Annotated in this window: 26 protein-coding genes; 14 read left to right on the forward strand and 12 right to left on the reverse strand. The window is 59.6% G+C overall.

Annotation, left to right across the window (positions count from 1 at the left end; translation table 11 throughout):
* Positions 1 to 19 precede the first annotated feature (19 nt).
* On the reverse strand, positions 20 to 631 hold the full coding sequence (locus QVF59_RS12135) for a c-type cytochrome (protein WP_159880284.1): 612 nt from the start codon (positions 629 to 631) through the stop codon (positions 20 to 22).
* Positions 632 to 721: 90 nt separating this feature from the next.
* On the opposite strand from QVF59_RS12135, the gene yihA reads away from it, so the two are divergent.
* A complete protein-coding gene (gene yihA, locus QVF59_RS12140) occupies positions 722 to 1,345 on the forward strand; it encodes a ribosome biogenesis GTP-binding protein YihA/YsxC (RefSeq protein ID WP_159880282.1) in 624 nt (207 codons plus the stop codon).
* A gap of 229 nt (positions 1,346 to 1,574) precedes the next feature.
* On the opposite strand, the gene QVF59_RS12145 is transcribed toward yihA, so the two are convergent.
* The 3 genes from QVF59_RS12145 to QVF59_RS12155 all read right to left on the reverse strand — a co-directional run bounded on the left by QVF59_RS12145 (position 1,575) and on the right by QVF59_RS12155 (position 3,849).
* On the reverse strand, positions 1,575 to 2,372 hold the full coding sequence (locus QVF59_RS12145) for a septal ring lytic transglycosylase RlpA family protein (RefSeq protein ID WP_287880199.1): 798 nt from the start codon (positions 2,370 to 2,372) through the stop codon (positions 1,575 to 1,577).
* A gap of 261 nt (positions 2,373 to 2,633) precedes the next feature.
* Entirely contained in the window at positions 2,634 to 3,098 is a 465-nt protein-coding gene (trmL, locus tag QVF59_RS12150) for a tRNA (uridine(34)/cytosine(34)/5-carboxymethylaminomethyluridine(34)-2'-O)-methyltransferase TrmL (RefSeq protein ID WP_287880454.1), read from the reverse strand.
* A 40-nt stretch (positions 3,099 to 3,138) separates the two neighbouring features.
* Positions 3,139 to 3,849 (reverse strand): ComFC family protein, encoded by a 711-nt coding sequence (locus QVF59_RS12155; protein WP_287880200.1) that lies wholly within the window; start codon positions 3,847 to 3,849, stop codon positions 3,139 to 3,141.
* 128 nt (positions 3,850 to 3,977) lie between these two features.
* Here QVF59_RS12155 and bioB point away from each other — a divergent pair, with 128 nt between their 5' ends.
* From bioB to QVF59_RS12190, 7 genes are all read left to right on the forward strand, one after another.
* Positions 3,978 to 4,961 (forward strand): biotin synthase BioB, encoded by a 984-nt coding sequence (gene bioB / locus QVF59_RS12160; protein ID WP_159880276.1) that lies wholly within the window; start codon positions 3,978 to 3,980, stop codon positions 4,959 to 4,961.
* A gap of 107 nt (positions 4,962 to 5,068) precedes the next feature.
* A complete protein-coding gene (gene bioF, locus QVF59_RS12165) occupies positions 5,069 to 6,223 on the forward strand; it encodes an 8-amino-7-oxononanoate synthase (RefSeq protein ID WP_287880201.1) in 1,155 nt (384 codons plus the stop codon).
* Positions 6,224 to 6,287: 64 nt separating this feature from the next.
* Positions 6,288 to 9,134, forward strand: coding sequence for a putative bifunctional diguanylate cyclase/phosphodiesterase (locus tag QVF59_RS12170; protein WP_287880202.1), 2,847 nt, complete (start codon positions 6,288 to 6,290; stop codon positions 9,132 to 9,134).
* Between the two features lie 98 nt (positions 9,135 to 9,232).
* Positions 9,233 to 9,997 carry a pimeloyl-ACP methyl ester esterase BioH gene (bioH, locus tag QVF59_RS12175; RefSeq protein ID WP_287880204.1) on the forward strand — a complete coding sequence of 255 codons (765 nt, stop codon included), beginning with the start codon at positions 9,233 to 9,235 and terminating at the stop codon, positions 9,995 to 9,997.
* The gene (gene bioC / locus QVF59_RS12180; RefSeq protein ID WP_287880206.1) at positions 9,994 to 10,908 is read left to right on the forward strand and encodes a malonyl-ACP O-methyltransferase BioC; all 915 of its coding nucleotides are present in this window, start codon (positions 9,994 to 9,996) and stop codon (positions 10,906 to 10,908) included. Before bioH ends, bioC begins: the two co-directional genes overlap by 4 nt.
* A 167-nt stretch (positions 10,909 to 11,075) precedes the next feature.
* Positions 11,076 to 11,966: a patatin-like phospholipase family protein gene (locus QVF59_RS12185; protein WP_420837514.1), complete on the forward strand. Its 891-nt coding sequence runs from the start codon at positions 11,076 to 11,078 to the stop codon at positions 11,964 to 11,966.
* A 153-nt stretch (positions 11,967 to 12,119) separates the two neighbouring features.
* The gene (locus QVF59_RS12190; RefSeq protein WP_287880207.1) at positions 12,120 to 12,773 is read left to right on the forward strand and encodes a glutathione S-transferase family protein; all 654 of its coding nucleotides are present in this window, start codon (positions 12,120 to 12,122) and stop codon (positions 12,771 to 12,773) included.
* Between the two features lie 6 nt (positions 12,774 to 12,779).
* On the opposite strand, the gene dinB is transcribed toward QVF59_RS12190, so the two are convergent.
* The 3 genes from dinB to QVF59_RS12205 form a co-directional block, all read right to left on the reverse strand.
* Entirely contained in the window at positions 12,780 to 13,844 is a 1,065-nt protein-coding gene (gene dinB / locus QVF59_RS12195) for a DNA polymerase IV (RefSeq protein ID WP_287880209.1), read from the reverse strand.
* Between the two features lie 10 nt (positions 13,845 to 13,854).
* Positions 13,855 to 14,163, reverse strand: coding sequence for an Rdx family protein (locus QVF59_RS12200; RefSeq protein WP_287880211.1), 309 nt, complete (start codon positions 14,161 to 14,163; stop codon positions 13,855 to 13,857).
* Positions 14,164 to 14,558: 395 nt separating this feature from the next.
* Positions 14,559 to 15,032, reverse strand: coding sequence for a copper chaperone PCu(A)C (locus QVF59_RS12205; RefSeq protein WP_287880212.1), 474 nt, complete (start codon positions 15,030 to 15,032; stop codon positions 14,559 to 14,561).
* A 183-nt stretch (positions 15,033 to 15,215) separates the two neighbouring features.
* On the opposite strand from QVF59_RS12205, the gene QVF59_RS12210 reads away from it, so the two are divergent.
* The 5 genes from QVF59_RS12210 (at position 15,216) to QVF59_RS12230 (ending at position 18,258) form a co-directional block, all read left to right on the forward strand.
* Positions 15,216 to 15,860, forward strand: a complete 645-nt coding sequence (locus tag QVF59_RS12210) for a MarC family NAAT transporter (protein WP_287880215.1) — start codon at positions 15,216 to 15,218, stop codon at positions 15,858 to 15,860.
* Positions 15,861 to 15,937: 77 nt separating this feature from the next.
* Positions 15,938 to 16,759, forward strand: coding sequence for an AraC family transcriptional regulator (locus tag QVF59_RS12215; RefSeq protein WP_159880248.1), 822 nt, complete (start codon positions 15,938 to 15,940; stop codon positions 16,757 to 16,759).
* 73 nt (positions 16,760 to 16,832) lie between these two features.
* Positions 16,833 to 17,228: a GFA family protein gene (locus tag QVF59_RS12220; RefSeq protein WP_287880217.1), complete on the forward strand. Its 396-nt coding sequence runs from the start codon at positions 16,833 to 16,835 to the stop codon at positions 17,226 to 17,228.
* On the forward strand, positions 17,225 to 17,941 hold the full coding sequence (locus QVF59_RS12225; protein WP_287880220.1) for an AzlC family ABC transporter permease: 717 nt from the start codon (positions 17,225 to 17,227) through the stop codon (positions 17,939 to 17,941). Before QVF59_RS12220 ends, QVF59_RS12225 begins: the two co-directional genes overlap by 4 nt.
* Positions 17,938 to 18,258, forward strand: a complete 321-nt coding sequence (locus QVF59_RS12230) for an AzlD domain-containing protein (protein WP_287880222.1) — start codon at positions 17,938 to 17,940, stop codon at positions 18,256 to 18,258. The genes QVF59_RS12225 and QVF59_RS12230 overlap by 4 nt, the downstream gene beginning before the upstream one ends.
* 156 nt (positions 18,259 to 18,414) lie before the next feature.
* Here QVF59_RS12230 and rodA read toward each other — a convergent pair whose 3' ends face one another.
* The 5 genes from rodA to QVF59_RS12255 are packed head-to-tail and all read right to left on the reverse strand — an operon-like array spanning position 18,415 to position 23,942.
* Entirely contained in the window at positions 18,415 to 19,515 is a 1,101-nt protein-coding gene (gene rodA, locus QVF59_RS12235; protein WP_205677466.1) for a rod shape-determining protein RodA, read from the reverse strand.
* A complete protein-coding gene (mrdA, locus tag QVF59_RS12240; protein WP_287880223.1) occupies positions 19,490 to 21,430 on the reverse strand; it encodes a penicillin-binding protein 2 in 1,941 nt (646 codons plus the stop codon). Before mrdA ends, rodA begins: the two co-directional genes overlap by 26 nt.
* 3 nt (positions 21,431 to 21,433) lie before the next feature.
* Complete coding sequence (gene mreD, locus QVF59_RS12245) at positions 21,434 to 21,937, reverse strand: rod shape-determining protein MreD (protein ID WP_159880240.1); 504 nt, start codon at positions 21,935 to 21,937, stop codon at positions 21,434 to 21,436.
* Positions 21,938 to 21,939: 2 nt separating this feature from the next.
* Complete coding sequence (mreC, locus tag QVF59_RS12250) at positions 21,940 to 22,845, reverse strand: rod shape-determining protein MreC (RefSeq protein WP_287880227.1); 906 nt, start codon at positions 22,843 to 22,845, stop codon at positions 21,940 to 21,942.
* A gap of 53 nt (positions 22,846 to 22,898) precedes the next feature.
* A complete protein-coding gene (locus QVF59_RS12255; protein WP_045846501.1) occupies positions 22,899 to 23,942 on the reverse strand; it encodes a rod shape-determining protein in 1,044 nt (347 codons plus the stop codon).
* Between the two features lie 310 nt (positions 23,943 to 24,252).
* Between QVF59_RS12255 and gatC the strand changes: the two genes are divergently transcribed.
* A complete protein-coding gene (gatC, locus tag QVF59_RS12260) occupies positions 24,253 to 24,540 on the forward strand; it encodes an Asp-tRNA(Asn)/Glu-tRNA(Gln) amidotransferase subunit GatC (RefSeq protein ID WP_159880236.1) in 288 nt (95 codons plus the stop codon).
* Positions 24,541 to 24,568 lie beyond the last annotated feature (28 nt).

Here is a 24,568-nt window from a genome sequence, read left to right on the forward strand (position 1 = left end):
CTATCCGCAAAAGTTGCGATTAGCGCAGACCCGAAATGTATTCGGCCACGGCCTTCATTTCGGCATCAGTCATGCGGGAAGCCACATCAGTCATGGTCACGTTCTTGCGATCGGTAGCAGCCTTGAAATCACCCAGCTGCTTGGTGATATAGGCAGCGTGCTGGCTGCCAACACGCGGGAACTGGTCCGGGATGCCCTTGCCAGCAGGGCCATGGCAAGCCATACAGGCCGGGACGTGGGTAACCGGATTGCCGACACGGTAGATCTTGGCACCCAGCGGCATCAGCTCCTTGTTGGCTGCTTCACGCGCCTTGGGCTTTTGCTGGCTGAGGTAGGAGGCTACATTACGCATGTCATCGTCAGACAGTGCCGAGGCCATGCCCAGCATGATCGGATTCTTGCGATCACCCTTCTTGAAGGCTTGCAGCTGGTTGTAGATATATACCTCATGCTGGCCGGCCAAGGTCGGGTTTGCCGACGCTACGCTGTTGCCATCAGCACCGTGACAGGCGGCACATACCGTGTCAACGATCTGCTTGCCCTTTACCGGGTCTCCCTTGGCAATGCCTTCTGCCCATGCACTTCCAGCCAGGGTTGCCGCAGCTACAGCCAACAGCATCATCCGTTTCATGATCGCTCCTTGTGAGGAATTCTTAAATATCTGTAAAAGTGGCAATTTCAAACCTGTTATTCTATACCAACTGAAATCAACCTTACTACTATGTCGATTTTTAAAAACGCCACTTTTTATACCACCGTCAACCATTTGAAGGACCTGCCGCCCACCCGGGCCGAGGTTGCCTTCGTGGGACGGTCCAATGCCGGCAAGTCCAGCGCCATCAATACCCTGGCCAACCGGACCCGGCTGGCGTATGTCTCCAAGACTCCGGGTCGTACCCAGCATATTAACTTTTTCGACCTGGGCCACGAACGCTTCATGGTGGACTTGCCCGGTTACGGCTATGCCGAGGTTCCGGAAGCCGTGCGGGCGCACTGGGTACAATTGCTGGGGCGCTACCTGCAAACCCGCGACAGCCTGGTCGGGCTGATCCTGATCATGGATTCGCGCCGCCCGCTGCTGGAACTGGACCGGCAGATGCTCAACTTCTTCCGCGATACGGGTCGTCCGGTGCACATCCTGCTATCCAAATCCGACAAATTATCGCGTAGCGACCAGCAGCAGACCTTGACCATGGTCAGGCGTGAGCTGGCAGATTACCCTGCGGTATCGGTGCAGTTGTTTTCCAGCCTCAAGAAAACTGGCGGCGAACAAGTGGAACAGGTAGTCGAAGGCTGGTTTGATGCTGTACTGAAAGAACAGGATTCGCTGCCGGACAGCGAATGATGGAACTTTGCCGGCGCGGACCCTACTAACCGTGCAGGTGCTCCGGCACCTCCCGCTTGCCTCCCTGAGCGGGAGCCTTACGCTGACAATTAAGGCCTTTACCCCGGCGCTTTGTGCGCCGGGTTTTTTATTGCCTGCTACACGCGTCAGCCAGAAATAAAAAAAGCGAGAGCATGGCGCTCTCGCTTGCGATCCGGCTCCATCCCGCAGGGATGGCGGGGAGGGTACATCAGTCCTTCATCACTACATTTCCCACTTTCAGGCTTTCCGCCGCGCTGCGTACGGCAGCATCGGTCGGAAAGGGCCCCAGGCGGACCTTGTAGTTGCCCTGCTGGTTCACGATGCCCAGCTTGGCATCGTAATGGTCGTCCATCTCGTCCAGCATTTTCTTCAACAGTGCTTCGGCATTGGCCAGCTTGTTGAAGGAGCCCAACTGCAGATAGCGCGGATTGTCTTCCTGACGGACGTCCGGGCTATTGCTGGCAATAGCTTCACCACCGGCTACCGGCCAAACGCGTTCGATGCTGACGCGGGCGCTGCCTTGCTTAACGAAGCCAAGCTTGTAGGCTGCAGCATAGGACAGGTCCATTGCACGATTCCTGTGGAAAGGACCACGGTCATTGATGCGAACGATGACCGACTTGCCATTGGACGCATTGGTCACCCGTACATAGCTGGGAATCGGCAGGGTCGGATGGGCCGCTGTCATGGCGAACATGTCGTAACGTTCACCAGAAGTGGTTTTCCGGCCTTGAAACTGTTTGCCATACCAGGAGGCCACGCCAGTGGCCTTGAACGGCTTATCGCTGGTGTCCGGGCGGAAATTCATGCCCATTGCCGAGTACGGCAGGTTGGCTGACTTGATCAGCGGTTCTGTCTGGGGTACTGCATCCGGTACCAGATTCAGGTTGACCGGGATATGGTCGGCAGGGCCGTCTTTCTGAAAATAGGCACCGCCCTTGTTGTTGGCTACGGTGGGCTTATTGGTCGGCTTGGCCGACTGGCTGGTGGCGCTCGCCGTCTTCACGGTGGAGCAGGCCACGAGTACGAGACTGACAAAAACAAGCCACAGCCATCGGAGTACTGGTTGCATAGACCTCCCTTATGCTGTTGGGCACATCAACAAACGTCAGCGGGTACTGCCCTTGCGGGCGCTACCTCCTGCCTTCGTGTACATGGACTGCTTGCTGCCTGTGCCATGACTGGCTCAGGCCCGGCATGCGGTCCGCTTCACTTCAGGCATCAACATTTCTTGCTGGCCCGTTAGTGTTGGCCGGCCTGTGAACTGTCAGCTTCCTCCTGCAAAATCCAGCTGCCGCCACGCTTCGAACACCGTGATCGCGACGGCGTTGGAAAGGTTCAGGCTTCTCGATTCGGGACGCATGGGCAAACGAATCCTCTGTGTGGAAGGAAAATCCTCCAGCACTTCTGGCGGCAAGCCGCGGGATTCGGGACCGAACAGCAATACGTCCCCAGATTGGAAATTGATCTGGTCGTGGCGCGTAGCGCCCTTGGTTGTTGCAGCGAAAATCCGCCGTCCTCGCAGGGCCTGCTGGCAGGCAGCCCAGTTTTCATGGACAACGACACGGGCATATTCGTGGTAGTCGAGGCCCGCACGTCGCAACTTGGCATCCTCCATGGGAAAACCCATGGGTTTGACCAGATGCAGTTCACAGCCGGTGTTGGCACATAAACGAATCACATTGCCCGTATTGGGCGGGATTTCCGGCTGAAAAAGAACAACGGTGAACATCGTTGGCTGGCTGGATTGTTCCAAAGAATCAAAATCTTGGTCAAGTTTTTGGGAAAGATGCCCTGCAGAGCACCCACGCATCGACCCGTTTTGCCCCCTGTTTTTTGAGCTTTTCAGCTAGGGCGGAGAGGGTCGCTCCACTGGTTGCCACATCATCCACAATGGTGACGGAAAGCCCGTCAATACGTTGTTTTACGCCAAATGCATCGCGGACGTTTCGGCTTCTTTCGGCACGTCCGAGAGAGGCTTGCGGCACAGTGTTGCGTTTTCGCCAACACAGTGTAGCGGAAAAACGGCTTTGCATTGTAGCAGCGATTGCCTGGGCCAGTGGAATGCTCTGATTAAAGCCGCGTTCTGCAAGTCTTTCTTTTGACAAGGGAACGGGGATGACCAGGTCGCTATAGACCGGGGTTTTTCCAGCAAATTCTGCCATTAACCAGGCTAGTGTTCCGGTCATTTCCAGCCGTTTTCCGTACTTCACTGCATAAATAATTGCATTCAGGGGGTAGCCAAACAGGTATGGAGTGTGTATGGCGTCGAAAGCGGGGGGCCGGCGCAGGCAAAAGCCGCAGATATCCCGCGTCAGTGCTGGTTCTGCGCAAATGGGGCAATGGATGGGTGGTAAGGACGGCAAGCTGGCTTTGCAGCCGCTGCACAGCCCGATGGGACAGTTTGGGTAATTACACAACAAACAGTTCTGATTAAATATTGAGCAATTGTCAATAAATTTTCTTTTGATATTTGACAGCATGTGAACCCCTCTGCAAGACTGCGGCCAGACACTCTCAGGCATGCTGTTTTTTTCTTAAATTATCCATTTGTTCAGTTGTAATTTTGTAATAAATACAATTGGCATTTTTGTTGCAAAGAAAGCGCATTATGACCACGCAATCCATCCAGTTTTCCCGTCCGGCCACACCCCACCCGGAGAGCAATGTCTGGTCGGTAGCAGAAATTGAAGCCCTGCTGGACCTGCCCTTTATGGAGGTGGTTTTTCGGGCGGCCGAGATTCACCGCCAGTTTTTTGATCCGACCAAGGTTCAGCTGTCTACGCTGATTTCCATCAAGACCGGTGGCTGTCCGGAAGACTGCGGCTACTGCCCGCAGTCGGTTCATCACGATACCCCGGTGGAAAACCAGCCGATGATGACGGTGGATGAGGTGATTGATGCTGCACGTACCGCCAAGGCCAATGGTGCCGGTCGCTTCTGCATGGGCGCTGCCTGGCGCGGCCCGAAGGATGCCGACCTGGAGCAGACGCTGCGCATGGTCAGCGAAGTGAAATCGTTGGGCCTGGAAACCTGTGCCACTTTCGGCCTGCTGAAGGATGGCCAGGCGGAAAAGCTGAAACAGGCTGGTCTGGATTATTACAATCATAATCTGGATACCGCACCGGAAAAGTATGGTGACATCATTCATACCCGCGAGTATGAAGACCGTCTGGACACGCTGGGCAAGGTGCGTGGTGCCGGTTTGTCGGTATGCTGTGGCGGTATCGTCGGCATGAATGAAACTCGTCAGGATCGTGCCGGCCTGATTGCCCAACTGGCCAATCTGGAGCCGCAGCCGGAGTCGGTGCCGATCAACAATCTGGTGAAGGTAGGCGGCACGCCGCTGGAAGGGGCCGATCCGCTGGACTGGACCGAATTCGTGCGTACCATTGCCGTTACCCGCATTACCATGCCGAAAAGTTATGTGCGTTTGTCGGCAGGTCGTCGCGAGATGCCCGAAGCGATGCAGGCACTGTGCTTTCTTGCCGGTGCCAACTCGATTTTCTATGGTGACAAGCTGCTGACGACGGGTAATCCGGATGTCGATGCCGATCGTGTGCTGATGGAAAAACTGGACTTGTCGCCGCTGTAAATCTTCTGGTTTTACCGTGTCAATCCGGTCGGATTTTTGCAATGTATATATAAGGAATACTTTTGCCCTAATCCGGCCTGTTTTAGCCCAATTTTCCGGAAAGCCCCATGCGAGCCCAAGATATCCCCGGCGCACTGCTGGATTTGCAACAGCAGCACCAGTTCCGGCAGCGTTACATTCTGGAAACACCACAGTCCTGCCAAGTGGTAATCGAGGGTAAAAGCTATGTGGCATTTGCCAGTAACGACTATCTGGGACTGGCCAATCACCCGGCGCTCATTGAAGCTACACAGCAGGCACTGGGTCGTTGGGGGGTAGGGGGCGGCGCATCACATCTGGTGGCCGGGCACTTTGCCGTGCACGAGGAGGCAGAACACGCCTTGGCTGCGTTTTGCGGTAGTGAGGCTGCCCTGTTGTTTAGTTCTGGCTATGCGGCTAACCAGGCGGTAATCACCAGCCTGGTGGGACGTGGTGATGCCGTATTTGCCGACAAGCTGAATCATGCTTCGCTGAATGATGCCTGCCAACTGTCGCGCGCCAGCTTTCGTCGCTTTCGCCACAATGACCTGACACAGCTGGAGCACCTGCTGGCTACCACACCGGCCAGGACGCGGCTGATTGCCGTGGATGCGGTGTACAGCATGGACGGCGATGAAGCACCGCTAAAGAAACTGCAGCAGCTGGCCGATAAATACGATGCCTGGCTTTATATCGATGATGCGCACGGGTTCGGCGTACTTGGTGAGGGATGTGGTTCGGCAGTGGAAAACGGCCTGCACGGCGAGCGGCTGATCTACATGGCTACACTGGGCAAGGCTGCTGGCGTGGCCGGTGCCTTTGTTGCCGCCAGCCAGCAACTGGTGCAGTGGCTGGTGAACAGTGCCCGGACCTATATTTTTACCACAGCCCAGCCACCTGCATTGGCCGCCGCCGTACTGGCCAGCCTGCAGCTGATTGCTGGCGAACCCTGGCGCCGACAGCGTCTGCAGCAGTATGTGCACCGCGTGCGGGAAAGACTCGCTGATGTAAATTTTCAGCTGATGTCATCGCGAACGCCGATACAGCCGATTATCATAGGCAGGAACGAGCAGGCAATGTTGCTGGCTGCACGATTGAAGGAGCGTGGATACTGGGTGCCTGCAATACGGCCACCCACCGTACCTGAGGGGACGGCTCGTCTGCGGATCACTTTGACGGCGGCCCACACACCGGACCAGCTGGAGGGCTTGCTGGATTGCGTGGTGGCGGCAACACAGCCATAGGGGATGGCTGCGTCTGTTCGTAGCATGACCGGATTTTCCGGCTAACTCATACTACGATAACGACATGAAGAGTACGGCTGAATACCTGTCTACCCAGCAAGAGGCTGCCAATACCGCCCTGGCGTTGATCAAGCGTCCGGACGAGCCTGTTGCTGCTGCGGTCTGGGCCCTGGTTGGCACAAGCTGGCAATGTCTGGCGATTCTGGGTGCAGCAGACAACCTGACCCCGGCCGCAGCATTGGCCGCAGGCCGGCTTCCCGGACCGGATGGCGGCGCGCTGCCCTTGATGCAACATGGCGAAACCGTTGGCTGGCTGGTCTGGCGCGGCAAGGTTGCTGACAATGTGGCCGCGGTGGCGGCATTGCTGACCGGGCATTTGCAGAGCGCGAGACTGCATTCTGCCCAGTCCCGCGCCCGGATCATGAACGAGACCCTGCTGGAAATCAGCCAGTTGCCCAGTGAATGCGCCACTCTGGATGAAATGCTGCCCAAGCTGCACCGGCTGCTGATGCGGCTGATGGATGCCAGCAATTTCTATATTGCTCTCTACGATGAGCAGGCCAGCAGCCTGCACTACCCCTTCTATGCCGATCAGCTCGACCCGGCCCCACCGTCGCCGGAAGAACTGTTTTCCGGAGAGCAGAACGATCGTTCGCTCACCGCCTGGTTAATGCGCATGGGTAAACCGCTGGTTCTGACGCGCGAGCGCCTGCAGGAAATCTGCCAGCAGGAAAAGCTGGTAATGTACGGGCCGGTGCCGGAGCTGTGGATGGGGGTGCCGCTGAGCAATGCCAATAACGCAGTTATCGGTGCTGCCGTATTGCAGTTTTATGCCAGCCAGGAGCCATGCACCTCGGCCGAGCAAGCTTTGTTCCTGTTTGTTACCCGGCATATTGCTTATGCGCTGGACCGTATGCTGTATCGCAGTCAGCTGGAGCGGCAGGTATGGCTGCGCACCTGCGAGCTGGAAGGGGTGAATGCAAGGCTGCGTTCGGAAATATCGGAGCGGCAGCGCGCCGAGCGTTTTCAGGATGTGCTGTACCGCATTGCCGACCTGTCCAATACCAGCCTGTCGCTGGAGGCCTTTCTGGCCGGCGTGCACCGCTTGCTGATGGAACTGGTGGCCGCACGCAATTGCCAGGTAGCCCTGTACAACATGGACAGTGATCTGCTCAGCTTTCCCTATTGCTCGGATGATTACCTGCAGGTCAGCAAGTCGCGCCGCCCAGGCAAAGGACAGCTGGAACAGGTACTGCACAGCGGCCGGCCATTGTTGCTGGATCGTGTTCCCCTTGTCCCGTCTGTGCCGGACGAGACGAATGTACCGGCCATGCGCAGCTGGCTGGGTGTGCCACTGTATTGCGGACACGAATTACTGGGCGTGCTGTCGGTGCACAGCTACCAGGACGATGTGGTGTACAGCTACCGCGACCAGGAGGTGATGGAGTTTGTCGCCAACAATATCGGCACCGCGCTGGCACGGGTGCGGGCGATGCAGGAATTGCAGAACGCCTATGCCGAGCTGGAAGAGCGGGTGCGCGAACGCACCAGCGAGCTGGATGCGGTCAATGCCCAGCTGGAGTTCGACAGCTTGCACGACCCGCTGACCAAGCTGCCCAACCGCAACTACTTTGCCAAAACCCTGCGCCGTGCCTGGGATGGCTATCTGGCGGGCACCGGTGCCCGCTTCAGCGTCATCTTCATCGACCTGGACCGCTTCAAGCTGGTAAACGATACCTTGGGCCATCTGGCGGGAGATCATCTGCTGTTCGAAGCCGGTGCCCGTATCCGCTCCTGCCTGCGTCACTACGACTTTCTGGCCCGGCTGGGGGGAGATGAATTTGCCATCCTGCTGTTTGGCACCGAGACACTGGAAGGCTGCGAAATGATTGCGCGGCGCATTGTCAGCGAGTTTGAACGCCCTGTCATCCTGGCTGGGCGCGAGGTGTTTTCCACAGCCAGTGTCGGCGTGGTACTGGCTGACCGCGACCACTATCACAAGGCAGAAGAGCTGCTGCGCGATGCCGACCATGCCATGTACTGCACCAAACAGCAGGGGCGGCAAGGTTATACTGTGTTCAACCACCAGCTGCGCATCAATCAGGCCGACCAACTGGCACTGGAGAGCGAACTGCGCCGCGCACTGGAGGTGGACGACCAGCTGCAGCCTTATTTCCAGCCCTTTATCGATGCCCGCAGTGGCGAGCTGGTGGGCTTCGAGTCACTGGTACGCTGGCTGCACCCGGTGCGCGGCCTGATTTCACCGGCGCTGTTTCTGCCGGTGGCCGAAGAAAGCGGCCTGATCACGCGGGTAGACCGCTACATGATTAATGCCGCTTGCCGTCAACTGCGCCAGTGGTTGGATGAAAACCGGGTATCGCGTGACATCGCCCTGCACATCAACCTGTCGTCGGCCAATTTCCACGATCCGGAACTGGTCAGCTGGATGCGTGGCATTATTGAAAGCTATCAGTTGCCGGCGGCGATCCTGCATCTGGAAATCACCGAAAGCGCGCTGATCGACGTGCCGGAAATTGCCGCCACCGTGATGCACGCGCTGCATGATCTGGGCGTCAAGCTGGCGCTGGACGACTTTGGTACCGGCTATTCGGCGCTGTCCTATCTGCACCGCTACCGCTTCGACGTGCTGAAGATCGACCAGAGCTTTGTGTTCGATGTGGACCGCAAGGAAGAGTCGGCCGCCATTGTGCGCGCCATTCTGGCACTGGCACAGGCATTGGGGCTGGATGTGGTGGCCGAAGGTGTGGAAACGGCAGAGCAACTGGCCCGGTTGCAGGAAATGGGTTGCGCCAAATTGCAGGGCTATTACTTTGCCACCCCCACCCCGGCCGAAGCCATCGACTGGGAGCGACTGGCGCGTTTCGTGCAGGAATTCCGCCGTGCTGCCTGAATCAGCGGCAGCCCGCCGTGCTGCTCGGGCAGGTGCGGGCGGTTTTCTTTTCATGCCGCTACTTGCGAAAATTGCCACGCCCCCCCATTTAACTGCCCATGAATCTGTTTGTTGAAAGCCGAGGCCGTGGCCCGGATGTGGTCATGTTGCATGGCTGGGGCCTGCATGGCGGGGTGTTCGACCGTATCGCCAGCCAGCTGGCCGATCATTACTGTGTCCATCTGGTCGACCTGCCCGGCCATGGTGCATCCGCCCCCTTGGCGCGCTTTGACGCCGACGAAGTTGCCGACCTGGTCGATGCCCAATTCCCCTTTCCGGTACAAGTTGTCGGCTGGTCGCTGGGTGGGCTGATTGCCCAGCACTGGGCTGCCCGCCACCCGGACAAGGTAAAGAGCCTGGCACTGGTGGCCACCAGTCCGCGCTTTGTGCGCGATGATTCCTGGCCGCATGCCCAGCAGCGTGCCGCCATCGAAGCCGTGGGGGCCAGCCTGGATAGCGCCTTCGAACAGACGCTGGAGCGCTTTCTCGCCTTGCAGATGATGGGTGCCCCGGCGGCACGCGACACGGTCAAGGCTGTGCGCGAACAATTGTTTGCCCATGGCCGGCCACAAGGTTTGTTGCCGGCACTGGAGCTGCTGCTGGAAGCCGACGCACGCGCGCTGGCCGGGCAGATCCATTGCCCGGTGGCACTGTTTTTCGGGGTGCGCGACGCCATTACCCCCATTGGCGCTGGCCGCTGGCTGCAAGCCGAACTGGCCGACGCCACCCTGCATGAATTCACCCAGGCTTCGCATGCGCCATTTTTGTCCCATCAGGACGAGTTTGTCGCCAAGCTGGCCCAGCATCTGGAAGCCTCTGCATGAGCGAAGCGTTTTATACCGATAAAGACCGTATCCGTGCCTCATTCGAACGCGCGGCAGCCAGTTATGATGCTGCCGCCGTATTGCAGCGCGAGGTGTCCGACCGCATGGCCGAGCGCCTGTCCTACATCAAGCACCAGCCGCAAGTGATTCTGGATGCCGGCACCGGCACCGGCTATGGTGCCGCCCAGCTGCGCACCCAATACCCCGATGCCCAGATTGTCGAGCTGGACCTGGCCCACGCCATGCTGTGCGCCTCGCGCGAGCGTCAGCGCGCCGGTGACGGCCTGCTGAAAAAACTGTTCAAGCGCAGCCAGCCCTGGCAGGTGTGTGCCGATGTGGAAAGGCTGCCGCTGGCCGATAACAGCGTGGACATGATCTGGTCCAACCTCACCATTCAATGGGTGAACATTCCGGACAGCGTGTTCAGCGAATTCGAGCGTGTGCTCAAGCCGGATGGCATGCTGATGTTTTCCACCCTGGGCCCCGACACCCTGTTCGAGCTGCGCGAGGCCTTTGGCGGTGTGGACCATGCCACCCACGTCAACCAGTTCATCGACATGCACGACCTGGGCGATGCGCTGATGCGGGTGGGCTTTGCCGAGCCGGTGATGGACATGGACAAGATCGTGCTCACCTACGACAAGGTGCGCGACGTGATGCACGACCTCAAGGCCATCGGCGCGCACAATGCCACGCGCGACCGCAGTCGTGGCCTGATGGGCAAGCAGGCCTGGCAGCGGGTGGAGGCCCACTATGAAGCCCGCCGCCGCGACGGCAAGCTGCCGGCCACTTACGAAGTGGTGTATGGCCATGCCTGGAAAAGCACGCTGAAGAAAAAGGGCAATACCCTGCCGGATGGCCGTCAGGTGATCGAATTCGTCAAACCGGGCAGCTGGCCGGGCAAGGTCTGAGGTCTTTGATGCCGAACGGCCTGCGCGACAGCCTCCGCCGGATCCGCCCGGGGTCTGGTGCTGTCCGCAGGCATGATTTCCTGAGCGCTGCCGGGAACCATGCTGCACCGCAGTAATCGAATGATCCCATTACGCATTCAACCCCGTCACTACCCGTACCCGCTATCATGATGCTCCTACGCCGCCTGATGCCGGCCAGCCTGCTGGTCCTGCTGGCCGCCTGTACCATTACCCAACCCAAAACTGAAATCACTGCTCCGAAAGTCCCGGTCAAGCCGCGCGTTGCGCTGGCACTGGGTGGTGGGGCGGCCAAAGGCTTTGCCCACATCGGTGTCATCAAGGTGCTGGAAGCCAACGGCATTGTGCCTGACATCATCACCGGCACCAGCGCCGGCAGCGTGGTGGGCAGCCTGTATGCCTCCGGCCTGAACGGCATGCAGCTACAGGCCAAGGCCATGCAGCTGGACGAATCCGAACTGACCGACTGGACCTTATCCACCAAGGGCTTTCTCAAGGGTGAGAAGCTGGAGAACTACATTAATACCCAGCTGGGTAACCGCCCCATCGAGAAGCTGCCACGCCGCTTGGGCATCGTCTCCACCGAGCTGGATTCCGGTCAGAAAGTGGTGTTCCGCACCGGCAATACCGGCCAAGCGGTGCGGGCTTCAGCCAGCATTCCCAATGTCTTCCTGCCGGTGGTGATAGGTGGCAAGCGTTATGTCGATGGCGGGCTGGTCAGTCCGGTGCCGGTATCGGCAGCACGCGAGATGGGGGCCGATTTTGTCATTGCGGTGGATATTTCTGCCAAGCCCAAGGCCGGCAAGGCTACCGGTCTGTTCTCCATGCTGGACCAGAGTTTCAACATCATGAGCGGCCCCACGCTGGCGGCCGAGCTGAAACAGGCCGACCTGGTGATTCGCCCGAATGTGCTGAATATCGGCTCGGCTGACTTTGAAGCCCGCCACCAGGCCATTCTGGAGGGCGAAAAGGCTGCGCAGCAGCTGATGCCACTGCTGCGCAGTCGCTTGCAGCAAAAGGCGCTGGCACTGGCGCACTAAGCGCTACCCGGCTGGCCGCCGCCATGAAAGATGGCATAATGCAGGCGTTGTGGGTCAAGGCGGCCTGACAACGCCTGTTTTGCCATGTGCCGCGTGCGGTGCAGTGCAAAGCATCCATATTCACTTCAGGGCAGAGCCCGCAAGGAAATCCGCATGATCAAGCTCTACGGCGTGCCGCTGTCTGCCTACTACAACAAGGTGAAGATTGCCTTGCTGGAGAAGGGTGTCAACTTCCAGGAAGTACCGATGCGCCCTTCGCAGGAACCGGCCATGCTGGAACAAAGCCCGATGGGCAAGATTCCCTATGTTGATATCAACGGCCATGCCCTGTCCGAATCCACGGTGATTCTGGAGTGGCTGGAAGATGCCTACCCCACCGCCGCCTTGCTGCCGCCCACCCCGAATGGCCGGGCCAGTGCGCGCGAGCTGATGACGGTGCTGGATCTGTATTTGATGCCGGCGGTTGGCCCGCTATACCGTCACCTGTTGTTTGGTGCCGTGCTGGATGATGCGGCCAAGGCCAGCGCCCGGGCGGCGATCGAACGCAGCCTGCTGGCGCTGTCGCGCCTGGTGCAGTACGGGCCGTGGCTGGCTGGTGAGTATTTCAGTTTTGCGGATATCTCTGCCGCCTGTGTGCTGCCGCTGGTGGCCTCGTCCACGCAGCAAATCTATGGTGAAGATCTGACTACCATCATTCCGGGTATTGCAGACTACCTGGCCTTGCTGGGCAAGCGTGCCAGCGTGGCCCGCATGTGGCAGGACAGCGCCGCTGCCCGTGCTGCTTTTATGGAAGCCCGCCAGCAGTAAGCCTGTCTACAGCGACTCAAACAGCGGTAATTGCTGTGGCTGGTCGGCTTCGTCGGCCAGCCTTACCCCCACTCCCACCAGCCGTACCGGTCGCTGGCCGCGCTCGAAGGCGATGCCCAGCAGCTCGGTATAGGCTGCGGCTGTCAATTGTCGGCCAGTCTGCTCTGCGGTGGTCTGGCTGAAGTCGGCAAACTTCAGTTTCACGCTCAGTCCCTTGAATGGCGGGTTCTCCGCTCGTGCAATGCGGCCCTGCAGCTTGGCCATCAGCTCTGGCAGCTTGTCCAGGCAGGCGCTTAGGTCTGGCAGATCCTGTACATAGGTTTCTTCCACGCTAATGGATTTGCGGCTGCGGTCGGTGCTGACCGGCCTATCATCTTCACCACGCGCCAGCGCGTACAGGCGTTCGCCAAAGCGGCCGAAATGCCGTATCAGGTCCACTACCTCCCATTGGCGCAGCTCACTGCAGCGATGGATGCCCAGCTTTTTCAGATGGGCTGCGGTCACCTTTCCCACACCATGAATCTTTTCCACGGGCAGGCTCAGCACAAAATGGTCGACATCTTGCGGGCGGATCACGAACTGCCCGTCGGGTTTGTTCCAGTCACTGGCAATCTTGGCCAGAAACTTGTTGGGCGCAATACCCGCCGAGGCGGTTATGCCGACTTCGGCCTGAATCTGGCGGCGAATGGCCGTGGCCATCAGAGTGGCGCTGCCTTGCTCGTGCGGCTGGGTGCTGACATCCAGATAGGCCTCATCCAGCGATAGCGGCTCGATCAGCGGGGTGTAGCGCTCATAGATGGCCATGATCTGCTGGCTGGCCGTGCGATAGCGGGCCATGTCAGGGGGGAGGATGATTAGCTGTGGACACAGACGCAGCGCCCGTGCCGATGACATGGCGCTGTGCACGCCAAAGCGGCGGGCGATGTAGTTGCAAGTGGCAATCACGCCGCGGCTGTCCGGCTGCCCGCCCACGGCTAGCGGGATATCTCGCAGCGCCGGGTTGTCGCGCATTTCAATGGCGGCATAAAAGCAGTCGCAATCGACATGGATGATCTTGCGTTGGCCGGTCATGCTGCGGCTATCAGTCGGCAGCGCGCTCGCTGTGACCCAATGACTTGTCCGGTGCCACCCGGTCGCGCACCAGCTGCTTGAGCTGCTTGATGTCGGGGAAGCCGCCATCTTGCTTGCGGTCCCAGATTTGCTCGCCATCCACACAGACACGGAACACGCCGCCGTTGCCGGGGCGCAGGGCCACTTCGGCCAGTTCTTTTTCAAAGGTGGTGAGCAGTTCCTGCGCCATCCAGGCAGCACGCAGCATCCAGCGGCAACCGGTGCAATATTCGATGCTGATACGGGGGAGTACTGAAGAGGAGTGCGTGGTGTGGGTCATGGCTGGCTGGCAAATGAAGTATGCCGGATAGCATAACGCAGAATGAGGAAAAATCCGCCGGTTCCCTGAGTCGATCTATTTATTTGACGGGCCTTGCTGTGCAAGGTCCGCTCCTCCATCGTGTTGACTCTTTTGGTGCAGACTTGGCGCTTACTACTGTTAGGGTAACCGGCGGACTGAGCAGTACAGAGCGTTGTTCAACTCAATTTCCGGACGCCAGTTTGCCCAAGCTTGGTGCAGCGGTAAAGCGAATACTCTAACAAGGGCCATATGCTGCATTGCACGATGTCACATTGGCGCAACGCCAGGCAGAAAAATGCCCGCTTTTGCGGGCATGCGGATGATTTGGCCAGAAAATTCACTACTCTGGCAGTGAATTTCACTGGCTGCAGCCTTTAGTGGCCACTGTGTTCCATTGCGGCCGGAGCATCTTTTTCCACTTGGACATCCACGGTAATACTGCCGGACCTGGCAAACTTCAAGGTCAGCGGGAAATGGTCGCCAGCCTTGAGCGGCTGTTTCAGGCCCATCAGCATGATGTGATAGCCGCCCGGTGCAAATTTCACTTCACTCCCCGCAGCCACGGCAACGCCGCCGCTGACTTCACGCATGCGCATCACGCCGTTGTCGTTGAGGTGGACATGCAATTCGGCCTTGTCGGCGCGCGGTGTGCTGACAGACAGCAGGGTGTCGGCTTCCTTGCCCTTGTTCTTGATGCTCAGATAGGCCGCGCCGGTGGGGCTGGCTTCTGGCATGGCCCGGCTCCAGGGATGGCCCAGTTCCAGTGTGCCTAGCGTGAAGCTGTGGGCAGACACGGTTGCCGCCAGCAGCAGGCCGGACAGCAGGGTAAGCAGACGTGGCAGGGTCATGGACATCTCCGGTGTTGGGTTGCGGGCAAATTAGCATAGTTCAGACCCAGTTGCCTGCGACAAAGTGCCGCAGACAGCAGATTGCCGGGATGCGACATCGCACAGGGACAGGCACGACGCCGGGCTATCATTTACCCGACAGATAATTATAATCGTTAGCTTATATTTAATGGTTTTGTCATCATGCTGGAAACCCTGTCGCTGAAGTTCCTGTTTGGTGGTCTGCTCAGCCTGATCACGATTACCAATCCACTGTCCAAGATTCCGCTGTTCATCTCGCTGACCCAGGACATGAGCGAAGCCGGGCGAGCCAACCAGGCGCGTCGTGCCTGCCTGTTTGCCGCGGCCATCATGCTGGTCAGCCTGCTGGCCGGTAATCTCATCATGACCGCCTTCGGTATTTCCTATGGTGCGCTGCGCATTGCCGGCGGGTTGGTGGTGGCGGTGCTGGGCTATCGCATGCTGTTTCTGTCGCAGGACCCGGGTATGGCTCCGAAAACCGGCGAACGTGAGGACTATGCTTTTTTTCCGCTGGCCATGCCCGGCATCAGTGGGCCTGGCACTATCGCGGTGGTGATCGGCATTTCCACCGAAATTGCCGAACTGGCTGGCTGGCCGGCCAAAGCGCTGGCCTTTGGCATGATCTTTGCTGCCATTGCCGCCACCAGCCTGGGCATGTGGCTGGTGCTGCGCTCCTCAGCCATGATTTCCGCCCGCTTGGGCCGAGGCGGGCGTGAGGTGACGACTAGGCTGATGGGCTTTTTACTGATTTGCGTGGGTGTGCAATTTGTCGGCTCCGGCATTCGCACCTTCATGGCCGGCTCCTGAGACGGCAAGATCGTTCAAGTTTTCAGCCTGAGGCTGTGCCAGAATAAGCGGGACGCTGTCTGTCCCGGTCTCCTGTCATGTCTGAATCTGAATACTCCCGTTTCTTCCGCGCCGACGATATCGCGCCGCTGGAATGCCTGGATGCCTTTTACCGGGAACAGGTATTTGCGCCGCATTTTCACGAAGAATATGTGGTGAATGCGCTGCTGGCCGGGGCGCAGGCTTATCGTCATCGCGGGGGCAATCATATTGCCGGGGTGGGCGCGCTGGTGTTGATGAACCCCGGCGAGGTGCATACCGGAGAGTGCGCCCACCAGCAGGGCTGGGCCTATCGCGGTTTTTATCCTTCCGCCGCGCTGATCTGCCAGCTGGCGGCCGACATTAGCGGCCAGCCCGGCGTCACCCCGTATTTCCGCGAAACCGTGGTCTTTGATCCGCCGCTGGCGGCGCAGCTTAACCAGCTGCACCAGCTGCTGCGCGACAGCCGGGATGCCTTGCAGCGCGAATCGGCCCTCTATGCCGTGTTCAGTCAGGTGGTGCAGCGGCACATGCTGATTACCGAGCGGCGGCAGCGACCATGGCCGCAGGCGGTGGAGCGTGCCCGCCAGATGCTGGCCGACTGCGTGGCAGATAATCTGTCGCTGGCTACGCTGGCAGAGGCCGTTGGCTTGTCGCCATGGCAGCTTAACCGGCAGTTTTCCCGTCACCTTGGCCTGCCGCCGGTGGCCTGGCGCAATCAGTTGCGGGTGGTGCGGGCGCGTCAGCTGCTGGCTGGCGGCCACAGCCCGGCCATGGCGGCACAAGCGCTGGGTTTTTCCGACCAGCCACACCTCACCCGCGTGTTTCGCCAGGCGCTGGGCATTACGCCGGCGGCCTACCAGCGCAGCCTCCGGCGCTGAGCGCAAGATCGTTCAAGCTGGCAAGCAATTGGCATGGTAGGGTAGGACTGTTCCCAATCATGATTCCCTGCCCATGTCTTATACCGGCTCCTGTCATTGCGGCGCAGTGCGCTTTCGTCTGCATGCCGAACCCGAAGAACTGACTACCTGTGATTGTTCACTGTGCGTGAAAAAGAATGCGCTGATGACGCGGGTGCATGAAAGCCAGCTGGAGATCCTGTCCGGTGCCGAGGCGCTGAGCGAGTACCGCTGGAATACCGGCATTGCCCGCCATTTCTTCTGCCAGCATTGCGGCATCTACACCTTCCATCGCAAGCGGGCGATGCCGGATCACTATGGTGTCAACATTCACTGTCTGGACGATTACGACTATCGGCAGTTGCCGGTGCGTGCCACAGAAGGGGCCAACATGAGCCTGCATGGCGACAGCCTGCGCGCGGTATGGCCCGGCCCGCGGGAGGCATCATGACGCATGCCCTCAATCGTCGCGCGCTGTTGCTGGAAGGCGCGCGCGATACCGTACCCATGCTGGTGGGGGCGGCCCCGTTCGGGGTGATTTTCGGCACGCTGGCCATTGCGGCCGGCTTGTCCCCGGCCACAGCGCTTGGCATGTCGGTGCTGGTGTTTGCCGGTTCTTCCCAGTTCATCGGCGTCAGCCTGATCGGTGCCGGCACTGCCTTGCCCGTGTTGTGGCTCACCACCTTTGTGGTAAACCTGCGCCATGCGCTGTACAGCGCCACCTTGCTGCCCTATGCCCGTGACTGGCCGCTGTGCTGGCGCTGGCCACTGGCTTTCTGGCTGACCGATGAAACCTTTGCCGTGGTGGAGCATCGCTTCCGCACCAAGGGTACGGATGGTGGCCAGTGGTACTGGCTGGCGTCGTCACTCGCCATGTATGGCAACTGGTTGTTCTGGACCATGGTGGGCGTGAGCCTGGGCCAGTCCTTGCCCGGTCTGGCCACGCTGGGGCTGGACTTTGCCATGGGGGCCACTTTTGCAGCCATCGTGGCTCCGCAGCTCAAACGCCGTCCCGCCTTGGGCGCGGCGCTGGCCGCCAGTGTGGTGGCCATGCTGGGACGCGGCCTGCCGTACAAGCTGGATCTGATGCTGGCTGCGGTGGTGGGGGTGGCTAGCGGGCTGCTGCTGGAACAGTGGAACAAACGTAAGGAGCAGGCTGCATGAACCATTGGCTTGCCATTGTCGGCATGATGCTGCTGACGGTACTGATTCGCGCCAGTTTTCTGGTATTCGGCCAGCGGCTGGCTTTTCCGGACTGGCTGAACCGTGCGCTACATTATGTGCCGCCGGCAGTACTGTCGGCGCTGGTGGTGCCGATGGCGCTGGCACCGGCCGGCACGGTGGACATCAGCCTGCACAACGCCTATCTGCCCGGCATCATCGTGGCCGCGCTGGTGGCGTGGAAAAGCGGCAAGACCCTGCTGGCGATTGTGGTCAGCTTTGTGGTGTATGGCTTGTGGCGCTGGGGACTGGGGCTGTAAGACCCGCTAACAAAACCCCCGCTCCTGCGTTGCGCCTCCTTGCCGTACTATTTGTACTGGCGTCGGCGCGCCTTGGCGCGGATTGTCTACGCGGTTTGGTCAGCAGCGCCAAGTAACGCGTGATGGCCAGACCGGTGTGGACGGTCTGGCGACAGCTTAACGCCGGGCATTGCCTATGCTCATCAGCATGCCCATGCCGACAAACAGTGTTACGGTTGCTGTGCCGCCATAGGAAACAAAGGGCAGCGGCACGCCCACCACCGGCAGGATACCTGCCACCATGCCCATGTTGACGAAGGCGTAGACAAAGAAGGACAGGGTGATGGCACCGGCCATGGCGCGACCGTACAGGGTTTGCGCACCAGCGGTAATCATCATGGCGCGGCTGAGCACCAGAGTATAGAGAATCACCAGCAGCACATTGCCCACCAGACCGAACTCTTCCGAATACACGGCAAAGATGAAGTCGGTGGTGCGTTCCGGGATGTAGTCCAGATGGGTCTGGGTGCCATTGAGCCAGCCCTTGCCCCAGGGGCCGCCCGATCCGATGGCGATCATCGACTGGATGATGTGATAGCCCGCGCCCAGCGGGTCTTCCATCGGGTCTATCATGGTCATCACCCGGCGGCGCTGGTAGTCGTGCAGCATGTTCCACACCACCGGCATGCAGGCCCCGGCGGCAATCATCCCGCCCAGAATCACCTTCCACGGCAGGCCGACGAAGAACAGTACAAAGAAGCCGGATGCCGCAATCAGCATGGTGGTGCCAAGATCAGGCTGTTTGAGCACCAGCGCGCAGGGGATGGCAATCATCACCGCAGCTACCAGGTAGTGCCACCAGCGCATCGACAGTTCGTATTTCTGGAAGAACCAGGCCAGCATCATCGGCAGAGCGATTTTCATGATCTCCGACGGCTGGATACGGGTGATGCCCAGCTCCAGCCAGCGGGTGGAGCCGTTGACCGTCACGCCCTTGAAATGCACAGCCAACAATAGCACCACCCCGATGCCGTAAATCGGCGGGGCAAAGTTCATGATGCTTTGCGGTCGGCTGCGCGCCAGCAGCCACATGATGCTGAGCGACAGCAGGGTATAGACCAGCTTGTTGTCGATCTTGTCCAGGCCCTGGTTATTGGCGGAATACAGCACCACCAGGCTCAGCGCGAAAATCAGGCCCAGAAACAGCATCAGCGGGCCATCAAGCGGAGCCTTGATGGTCAGCCACAGGCGTTTAATCAGATGTGGCTGCAGCGTCATCGGCAGTATCCATTGGCACGGTCTTCATGTCTCCGCTGATGGAGCCGGGGACCTTGCCGGTGATGTAATAGTCGAACAGGCCACGCGCGATCGGCGCAGCCGCAGCAGCACCGAAACCGGCGTTTTCCACGATGACAGCCACGGCAATGCGCGGTTTGTCCACCGGGGCAAAGGCCACGAACCAGGAGTGGTCGCGGTACTGCTCGGCCAGGGCTGAGGCGTTGTACTTGGCCCCCTGCTTGATGGCCACCACTTGTGCGGTACCGGTTTTGCCGGCCATGGTGTAGGGCAGGCCCACGCCCAGCCGCCAGGCGGTGCCACCCGGTTTCAGTACCGACTGCATGGCCGCCTTCACATACTCGAAGTTTTCCTTCTTGAATGGCAGTGTGCGATCAGGCTTGGCTTCGATCAGGCGGCTCTTGCCGGTTTTTGCATCCACCACCTCCTGCACCAGGTGCGGCTTGTACGCCACGCCCTCATTGGCCAGGATGGCCACGCCATTGGCCATCTGCAGCGGGGTGTAGGAGTTGAAGCCCTGACCGATGCCAATGCTCACTACGTCCGCCGGATACCAGCGGCGGAATTCTTCTTTATAACGGGCAAAACGCTTGGCCTTCCACTCCTTGGTGGGCAGCACGCCACTGGCTTCACCGTCCAGATCGATGCCGGTGGGCCGGCCCAGGCCAAACTGGCCGACGGTGGGGGCAATCTTGTCTATGCCCATGTCCCAGGCCAGCTTGTAGAAGAAGGTGTCACTGGATACCTGGATGGCGCGGGCCAGATTGGCCGAGCCGTTGCCGTTCTTGTTGCTGTCGCGGAACTGATGGCTGGAGCCGGGCAGGGTGAAGAAGGCCGGTGCCGGGCGCACGTCATGCATGCCGATGGAGTGGGTTTCCAGCGCCGCCATCGAGACAAAGGGTTTGAAGGTGGAGCCGGGCGGGTAGGTGCCGCGCAGTGCGCGGTTGATCATCGGCTTTTGCCAGTCGCTGTTGAGCGCGGCCCAGCTTTGGCTGTCGATGCCGTCGATAAACAGATTGGGGTCGAAACCCGGCTTGGACAGGAAGGCCAGCACGCCGCCGGTTTGCGGGTCGATGGCCACCAGCGCGCCACGGCGGTTGCCGAACAGCTTGTCGGCGACTTCCTGCAGGCGGATATCCAGCGCCAGTTTCAGATTGTTACCATTGACCGGCGGCGTGCGGCGCAGGCTGCGGATGGCGCGACCACCGGAGTCGGTTTCCACTTCCTCGAAGCCCACCTGACCGTGCAGATCGTCCTCGTACACTGCTTCCAGGCCGGTCTTGCCGATGTAGTTGGTCCCCTTGTAATTGGTGGTCTTGTCCTCGTCGTCCAGCTGCTCCTGGTCTTTCTGGTTGATGCGGCCGATATAGCCCAGTACGTGGCTGGTGAGTTCCTTGTAGGGGTAGTCGCGGAACAGCCGGGCCTTTACCTGTACGCCGGGGAAGCGCCAGGCATTGGCAGCCACCCGGGCAGCCTCCTCCTCGGAGAGCTTGACCTTGAGCGGAATGGATTCGAAATCCTTGGATTCGCCCTGCAGCTTCTTGAACAGCTTTTCGTCACGCGGGGTGATGTTGACCAGCTTTTTCAGCTCGGCAACGGTGGCGTTCATGTCCGGCATCTTGCTGGGCACCAGTTCCAGCGTATAGGCAGAATAGTTCTGCGCCAGAATCACGCCGTTACGGTCCATGATCAGCCCGCGATTGGGCAGGATGGGCAACAGAGAAATGCGGTTGTTTTGCGCCAGCGTGGAAAAGTGTTCGTACTGGTACACCTGCAGCCAGATAAAGCGGGCAATCAGCACGCAGAACATCAGCAGCATGAACACATAAGCCACGATCAGCCGGAGCTGGAATTGGCCGTCTTCAGCCTGCGGATTCTTGAAACGGGTAGGACGCACGACTTACACCGAGTGATGACGGTAAGGCAGTAGCAGCAGCTTGGTCAGCAGCGGCCACAGCAAGGCACCGATCAGGGGCGGCAGGAAATAGCTCCAGCCGACAAAGGCCGAGCCGGTGAGCATGCGCGCCACTACCATGATGCTCTGGTTGCACAGCATCAACCCCAGCACGCTCAGTGCCTGCTGACCCAGATTGAACATGATCAGCTGACGCTGGCGGCTCAGCGCCAGATAAGATGTGGCCGAGTAGGCCAGCGCGTGCTGCCCCAGCATGCCGGCGGTGGCGATATCGGCCACCAGTCCCATCAGGAAGGCAATGCCCACATTCACCCGGCGCGGCTGGTTGATCACCCAGTACAGCAGTACCAGGCTGATGAAGTCTGGCAGCCAGCGGGTGGAGCCATGCGGAAGCGGAATCATTTCCACCAGCACCGCCAGCAGCAGGGTCATGAAAATGAAGCGGCGCTTGACCGGCTTGAGCAATTCCTTGGGGCGGTCGAACGACATGCTTACTCCGAATCGGCGGGCTTCTTGCCCTTGGTCTTTTTCACGGGCACAACCGGCTCGGCCGGACGCGGCGGTGTCTGGCCTTTTTGCTGCAATACCAGTACATAGCGGGTTTGTTGCACCCCGGCCAGCGGCTCGGTGGTGATACGGCTGAATGCCGCGCCGGCATTGCGTTCCACCTTGCTTACCCGCGCTACCGGCGTACCTTCCTGATACAGGCCGTCAATCCCGGAGGTGACAATGCTGTCACCTTCACGCACATCGGCATGCAGCGGCAGATAGCGGATTTCCACTCCGCCGCCATAGCCGTACAGAATGGCGCGCTCGCCGGTACGGGCAATCATTACCGGTACCATCTGGTTTTTGTCGATGATCAGCGAAACTTCGGCAGTCAGCGGCTGTACCCGGGTAATCTGCCCCAGCAGGCCGCGTGCATCCACCACCGGCTGGCCCGGCTGCAGATTGGCATCGGCACCCTTGTCGATGATGATCTTGTAGGAGAAGGGGTCGCGACCGGTGTACAGGATTTCTGCCAGCTGGGCCGCATCGCTGCGGCCGGCCTTGATGGCGTTCAGGCCGCGTAGTTCGGTCAGTTCGCGCTCTACGGTTTCCAGCCTGGCCAGCCGGGCGGACATTTCCAGCTGGCGGGTGCGCAACTGGTCGTTTTCGCTTTTGAGGTCGGCCTGCGCGGTGAGGTAGTCGCCGAAATGGCGCACCATGCCCAGTGGCATGTTGACCACACGCTGCAGGGGATAGAGCACCAGCGACATGCCATCGCGGGCCTGTTCCATCAGTCCGTAGCGGCTATCGCCTACCAAAAGCGCGATAGAGGCCAGCACGCACAGGAACAGGCGTGTGCCGGGCTTGGGCCCGGAACGGAAAAAACTGGGGGTGTTGGCGAAGTCCATCAGGCGGTATGCCGCCCCTTGACGGGGCGGCAGCAACTCCGTTTAGGCAACAATCAGGGTACGTTGGTGAAAATGGTGCCGATCTTGTCCATTTTTTCCAGCGCCTTGCCCGAACCGCGTACCACGCAGGTCAACGGCTCTTCGGCCACGAATACCGGCAGGCCGGTTTCTTCGGCCAGCAGGCGGTCGATATCCTTCAGCAGCGCGCCACCACCGGTCAGCACCATGCCCTTGTCGGCAATGTCGGCACCCAGTTCCGGCGGGGTCTGTTCCAGGGCAATCTTCACCGCGGAGACGATCTGGTTCAGCGGTTCGGTCAGTGCTTCCAGAATTTCATTGGAAGACACGGTGAAGGCACGCGGAATGCCTTCGGCCAGATTGCGGCCCTTGACTTCCATTTCACGCACTTCGGCACCGGGGAAGGCCGAGCCGATGGTCTTCTTGATTTCTTCGGCAGTGGTTTCGCCAATCAGCATGCCGTAGTTGCGGCGAATGTAATTGATGATGGCTTCGTCAAACTTGTCACCGCCAACCCGTACCGAGTTGGAATACACCACGCCACCCAGCGAAATCACGCCAACTTCGGTGGTACCGCCACCGATGTCCACCACCATGGAGCCGGTCGGTTCCTCTACCGGCAGGCCGGCACCGATGGCAGCGGCCATCGGTTCTTCGATCAGTTCGACGCGGCGCGCACCGGCAGCCAGGGCCGAGTCGCGGATCGCCTTGCGTTCCACCTGGGTGGAACCGCAGGGTACGCAAATCACGATGCGCGGGCTGGCGGCAAAAAAGCGGTTGGGGTTCACCTTCTTGATGAACTGCTTGAGCATCTGCTCGGTGACAGTGAAGTCGGCAATCACGCCATCCTTCATCGGGCGGATGGCCTGGATCGAACCCGGCGTGCGGCCCAGCATCTTCTTGGCTTCCAGGCCGACGGCCAGGATGGATTTCTTATTGGTGGGGGCGTCGCTATGAATGGCGACTACCGACGGCTCGTCAAGCACGATGCCCTTGCCACGCATGTAGATGAGGGTGTTGGCCGTGCCAAGGTCGATGGCAAGGTCGTTGGAGAAGTATCCGGTGAGCGAACGAAACATTGGGCGGTCCTGGTTCAGTTTCCGTCAGTCGGGCGCGATGCGCGTCCGGCAAAATCTTAGCATGGGCTTGGCTTCCCGGTTTCCGACGCGGCGCAGCTTTCCAGACTAAGCTGGCGCTGCGGACGGCGGCTCCCCGGGGGGACATCATTGTTGCATTGCAGCGAAGAAATAAACAGCGTTATAACAGGTAGATAACCCTGTTGCCGCATGCGTCTTTCCTGTTGCGATGTGTGATGTCGATCTTGGGAGAATCAAACCCCTTATGATACCCTATAAAGCTTGAAATATTAAAGGTTTTAACGAGGACGCCATGTCTCTGACGCACCAGGATGTCGCGCGGATTGCCAAGCTTGCCCGCATCAACGTAAGCGATGAAGAAATCGCGGCAGTCGGCAACCAGCTTAACAATATTTTTGGCCTGATCGAGAAGATGCAGGCCGTCAACACCGATGGCATCGAACCGATGGCGCATCCGCAGGATGTAAGCCTGCGCCTGCGTGAAGACATCGTGACCCAGACCAACCAGCGCGAGGCATTTCAAGCGCTTGCCCCGCAGGTGGAAAAGGGTCTGTTCCTCGTTCCCAAGGTAATCGAGTGAGTCTCAGAGCAGCATGGTTTCGGATGGT

The sequence above is a fragment of the Aquitalea sp. genome (genome assembly GCF_030150775.1).
Classification (GTDB): Bacteria; Pseudomonadota; Gammaproteobacteria; order Burkholderiales; family Chromobacteriaceae; genus Aquitalea; species Aquitalea denitrificans.

What these genes read in the sequence shown, in the direction of transcription:
- QVF59_RS12135 (WP_159880284.1), bottom strand. Translation starts at nt 631, where the DNA reads ATGAAACGGATGATGCTGTTGGCTGTAGCTGCGGCAACCCTGGCTGGA.
- yihA (WP_159880282.1), top strand. Translation starts at nt 722, where the DNA reads ATGTCGATTTTTAAAAACGCCACTTTTTATACCACCGTCAACCATTTG.
- trmL (WP_287880454.1), bottom strand. Translation starts at nt 3,098, where the DNA reads ATGTTCACCGTTGTTCTTTTTCAGCCGGAAATCCCGCCCAATACGGGC.
- QVF59_RS12155 (WP_287880200.1), bottom strand. Translation starts at nt 3,849, where the DNA reads ATGCTGTCAAATATCAAAAGAAAATTTATTGACAATTGCTCAATATTT.
- bioB (WP_159880276.1), top strand. Translation starts at nt 3,978, where the DNA reads ATGACCACGCAATCCATCCAGTTTTCCCGTCCGGCCACACCCCACCCG.
- bioF (WP_287880201.1), top strand. Translation starts at nt 5,069, where the DNA reads ATGCGAGCCCAAGATATCCCCGGCGCACTGCTGGATTTGCAACAGCAG.
- QVF59_RS12170 (WP_287880202.1), top strand. Translation starts at nt 6,288, where the DNA reads ATGAAGAGTACGGCTGAATACCTGTCTACCCAGCAAGAGGCTGCCAAT.
- bioH (WP_287880204.1), top strand. Translation starts at nt 9,233, where the DNA reads ATGAATCTGTTTGTTGAAAGCCGAGGCCGTGGCCCGGATGTGGTCATG.
- bioC (WP_287880206.1), top strand. Translation starts at nt 9,994, where the DNA reads ATGAGCGAAGCGTTTTATACCGATAAAGACCGTATCCGTGCCTCATTC.
- QVF59_RS12185 (WP_420837514.1), top strand. Translation starts at nt 11,076, where the DNA reads ATGATGCTCCTACGCCGCCTGATGCCGGCCAGCCTGCTGGTCCTGCTG.
- QVF59_RS12190 (WP_287880207.1), top strand. Translation starts at nt 12,120, where the DNA reads ATGATCAAGCTCTACGGCGTGCCGCTGTCTGCCTACTACAACAAGGTG.
- dinB (WP_287880209.1), bottom strand. Translation starts at nt 13,844, where the DNA reads ATGACCGGCCAACGCAAGATCATCCATGTCGATTGCGACTGCTTTTAT.
- QVF59_RS12200 (WP_287880211.1), bottom strand. Translation starts at nt 14,163, where the DNA reads ATGACCCACACCACGCACTCCTCTTCAGTACTCCCCCGTATCAGCATC.
- QVF59_RS12205 (WP_287880212.1), bottom strand. Translation starts at nt 15,032, where the DNA reads ATGACCCTGCCACGTCTGCTTACCCTGCTGTCCGGCCTGCTGCTGGCG.
- QVF59_RS12210 (WP_287880215.1), top strand. Translation starts at nt 15,216, where the DNA reads ATGCTGGAAACCCTGTCGCTGAAGTTCCTGTTTGGTGGTCTGCTCAGC.
- QVF59_RS12215 (WP_159880248.1), top strand. Translation starts at nt 15,938, where the DNA reads ATGTCTGAATCTGAATACTCCCGTTTCTTCCGCGCCGACGATATCGCG.
- QVF59_RS12220 (WP_287880217.1), top strand. Translation starts at nt 16,833, where the DNA reads ATGTCTTATACCGGCTCCTGTCATTGCGGCGCAGTGCGCTTTCGTCTG.
- QVF59_RS12225 (WP_287880220.1), top strand. Translation starts at nt 17,225, where the DNA reads ATGACGCATGCCCTCAATCGTCGCGCGCTGTTGCTGGAAGGCGCGCGC.
- QVF59_RS12230 (WP_287880222.1), top strand. Translation starts at nt 17,938, where the DNA reads ATGAACCATTGGCTTGCCATTGTCGGCATGATGCTGCTGACGGTACTG.
- rodA (WP_205677466.1), bottom strand. Translation starts at nt 19,515, where the DNA reads ATGACGCTGCAGCCACATCTGATTAAACGCCTGTGGCTGACCATCAAG.
- mreD (WP_159880240.1), bottom strand. Translation starts at nt 21,937, where the DNA reads ATGTCGTTCGACCGCCCCAAGGAATTGCTCAAGCCGGTCAAGCGCCGC.
- mreC (WP_287880227.1), bottom strand. Translation starts at nt 22,845, where the DNA reads ATGGACTTCGCCAACACCCCCAGTTTTTTCCGTTCCGGGCCCAAGCCC.
- QVF59_RS12255 (WP_045846501.1), bottom strand. Translation starts at nt 23,942, where the DNA reads ATGTTTCGTTCGCTCACCGGATACTTCTCCAACGACCTTGCCATCGAC.
- gatC (WP_159880236.1), top strand. Translation starts at nt 24,253, where the DNA reads ATGTCTCTGACGCACCAGGATGTCGCGCGGATTGCCAAGCTTGCCCGC.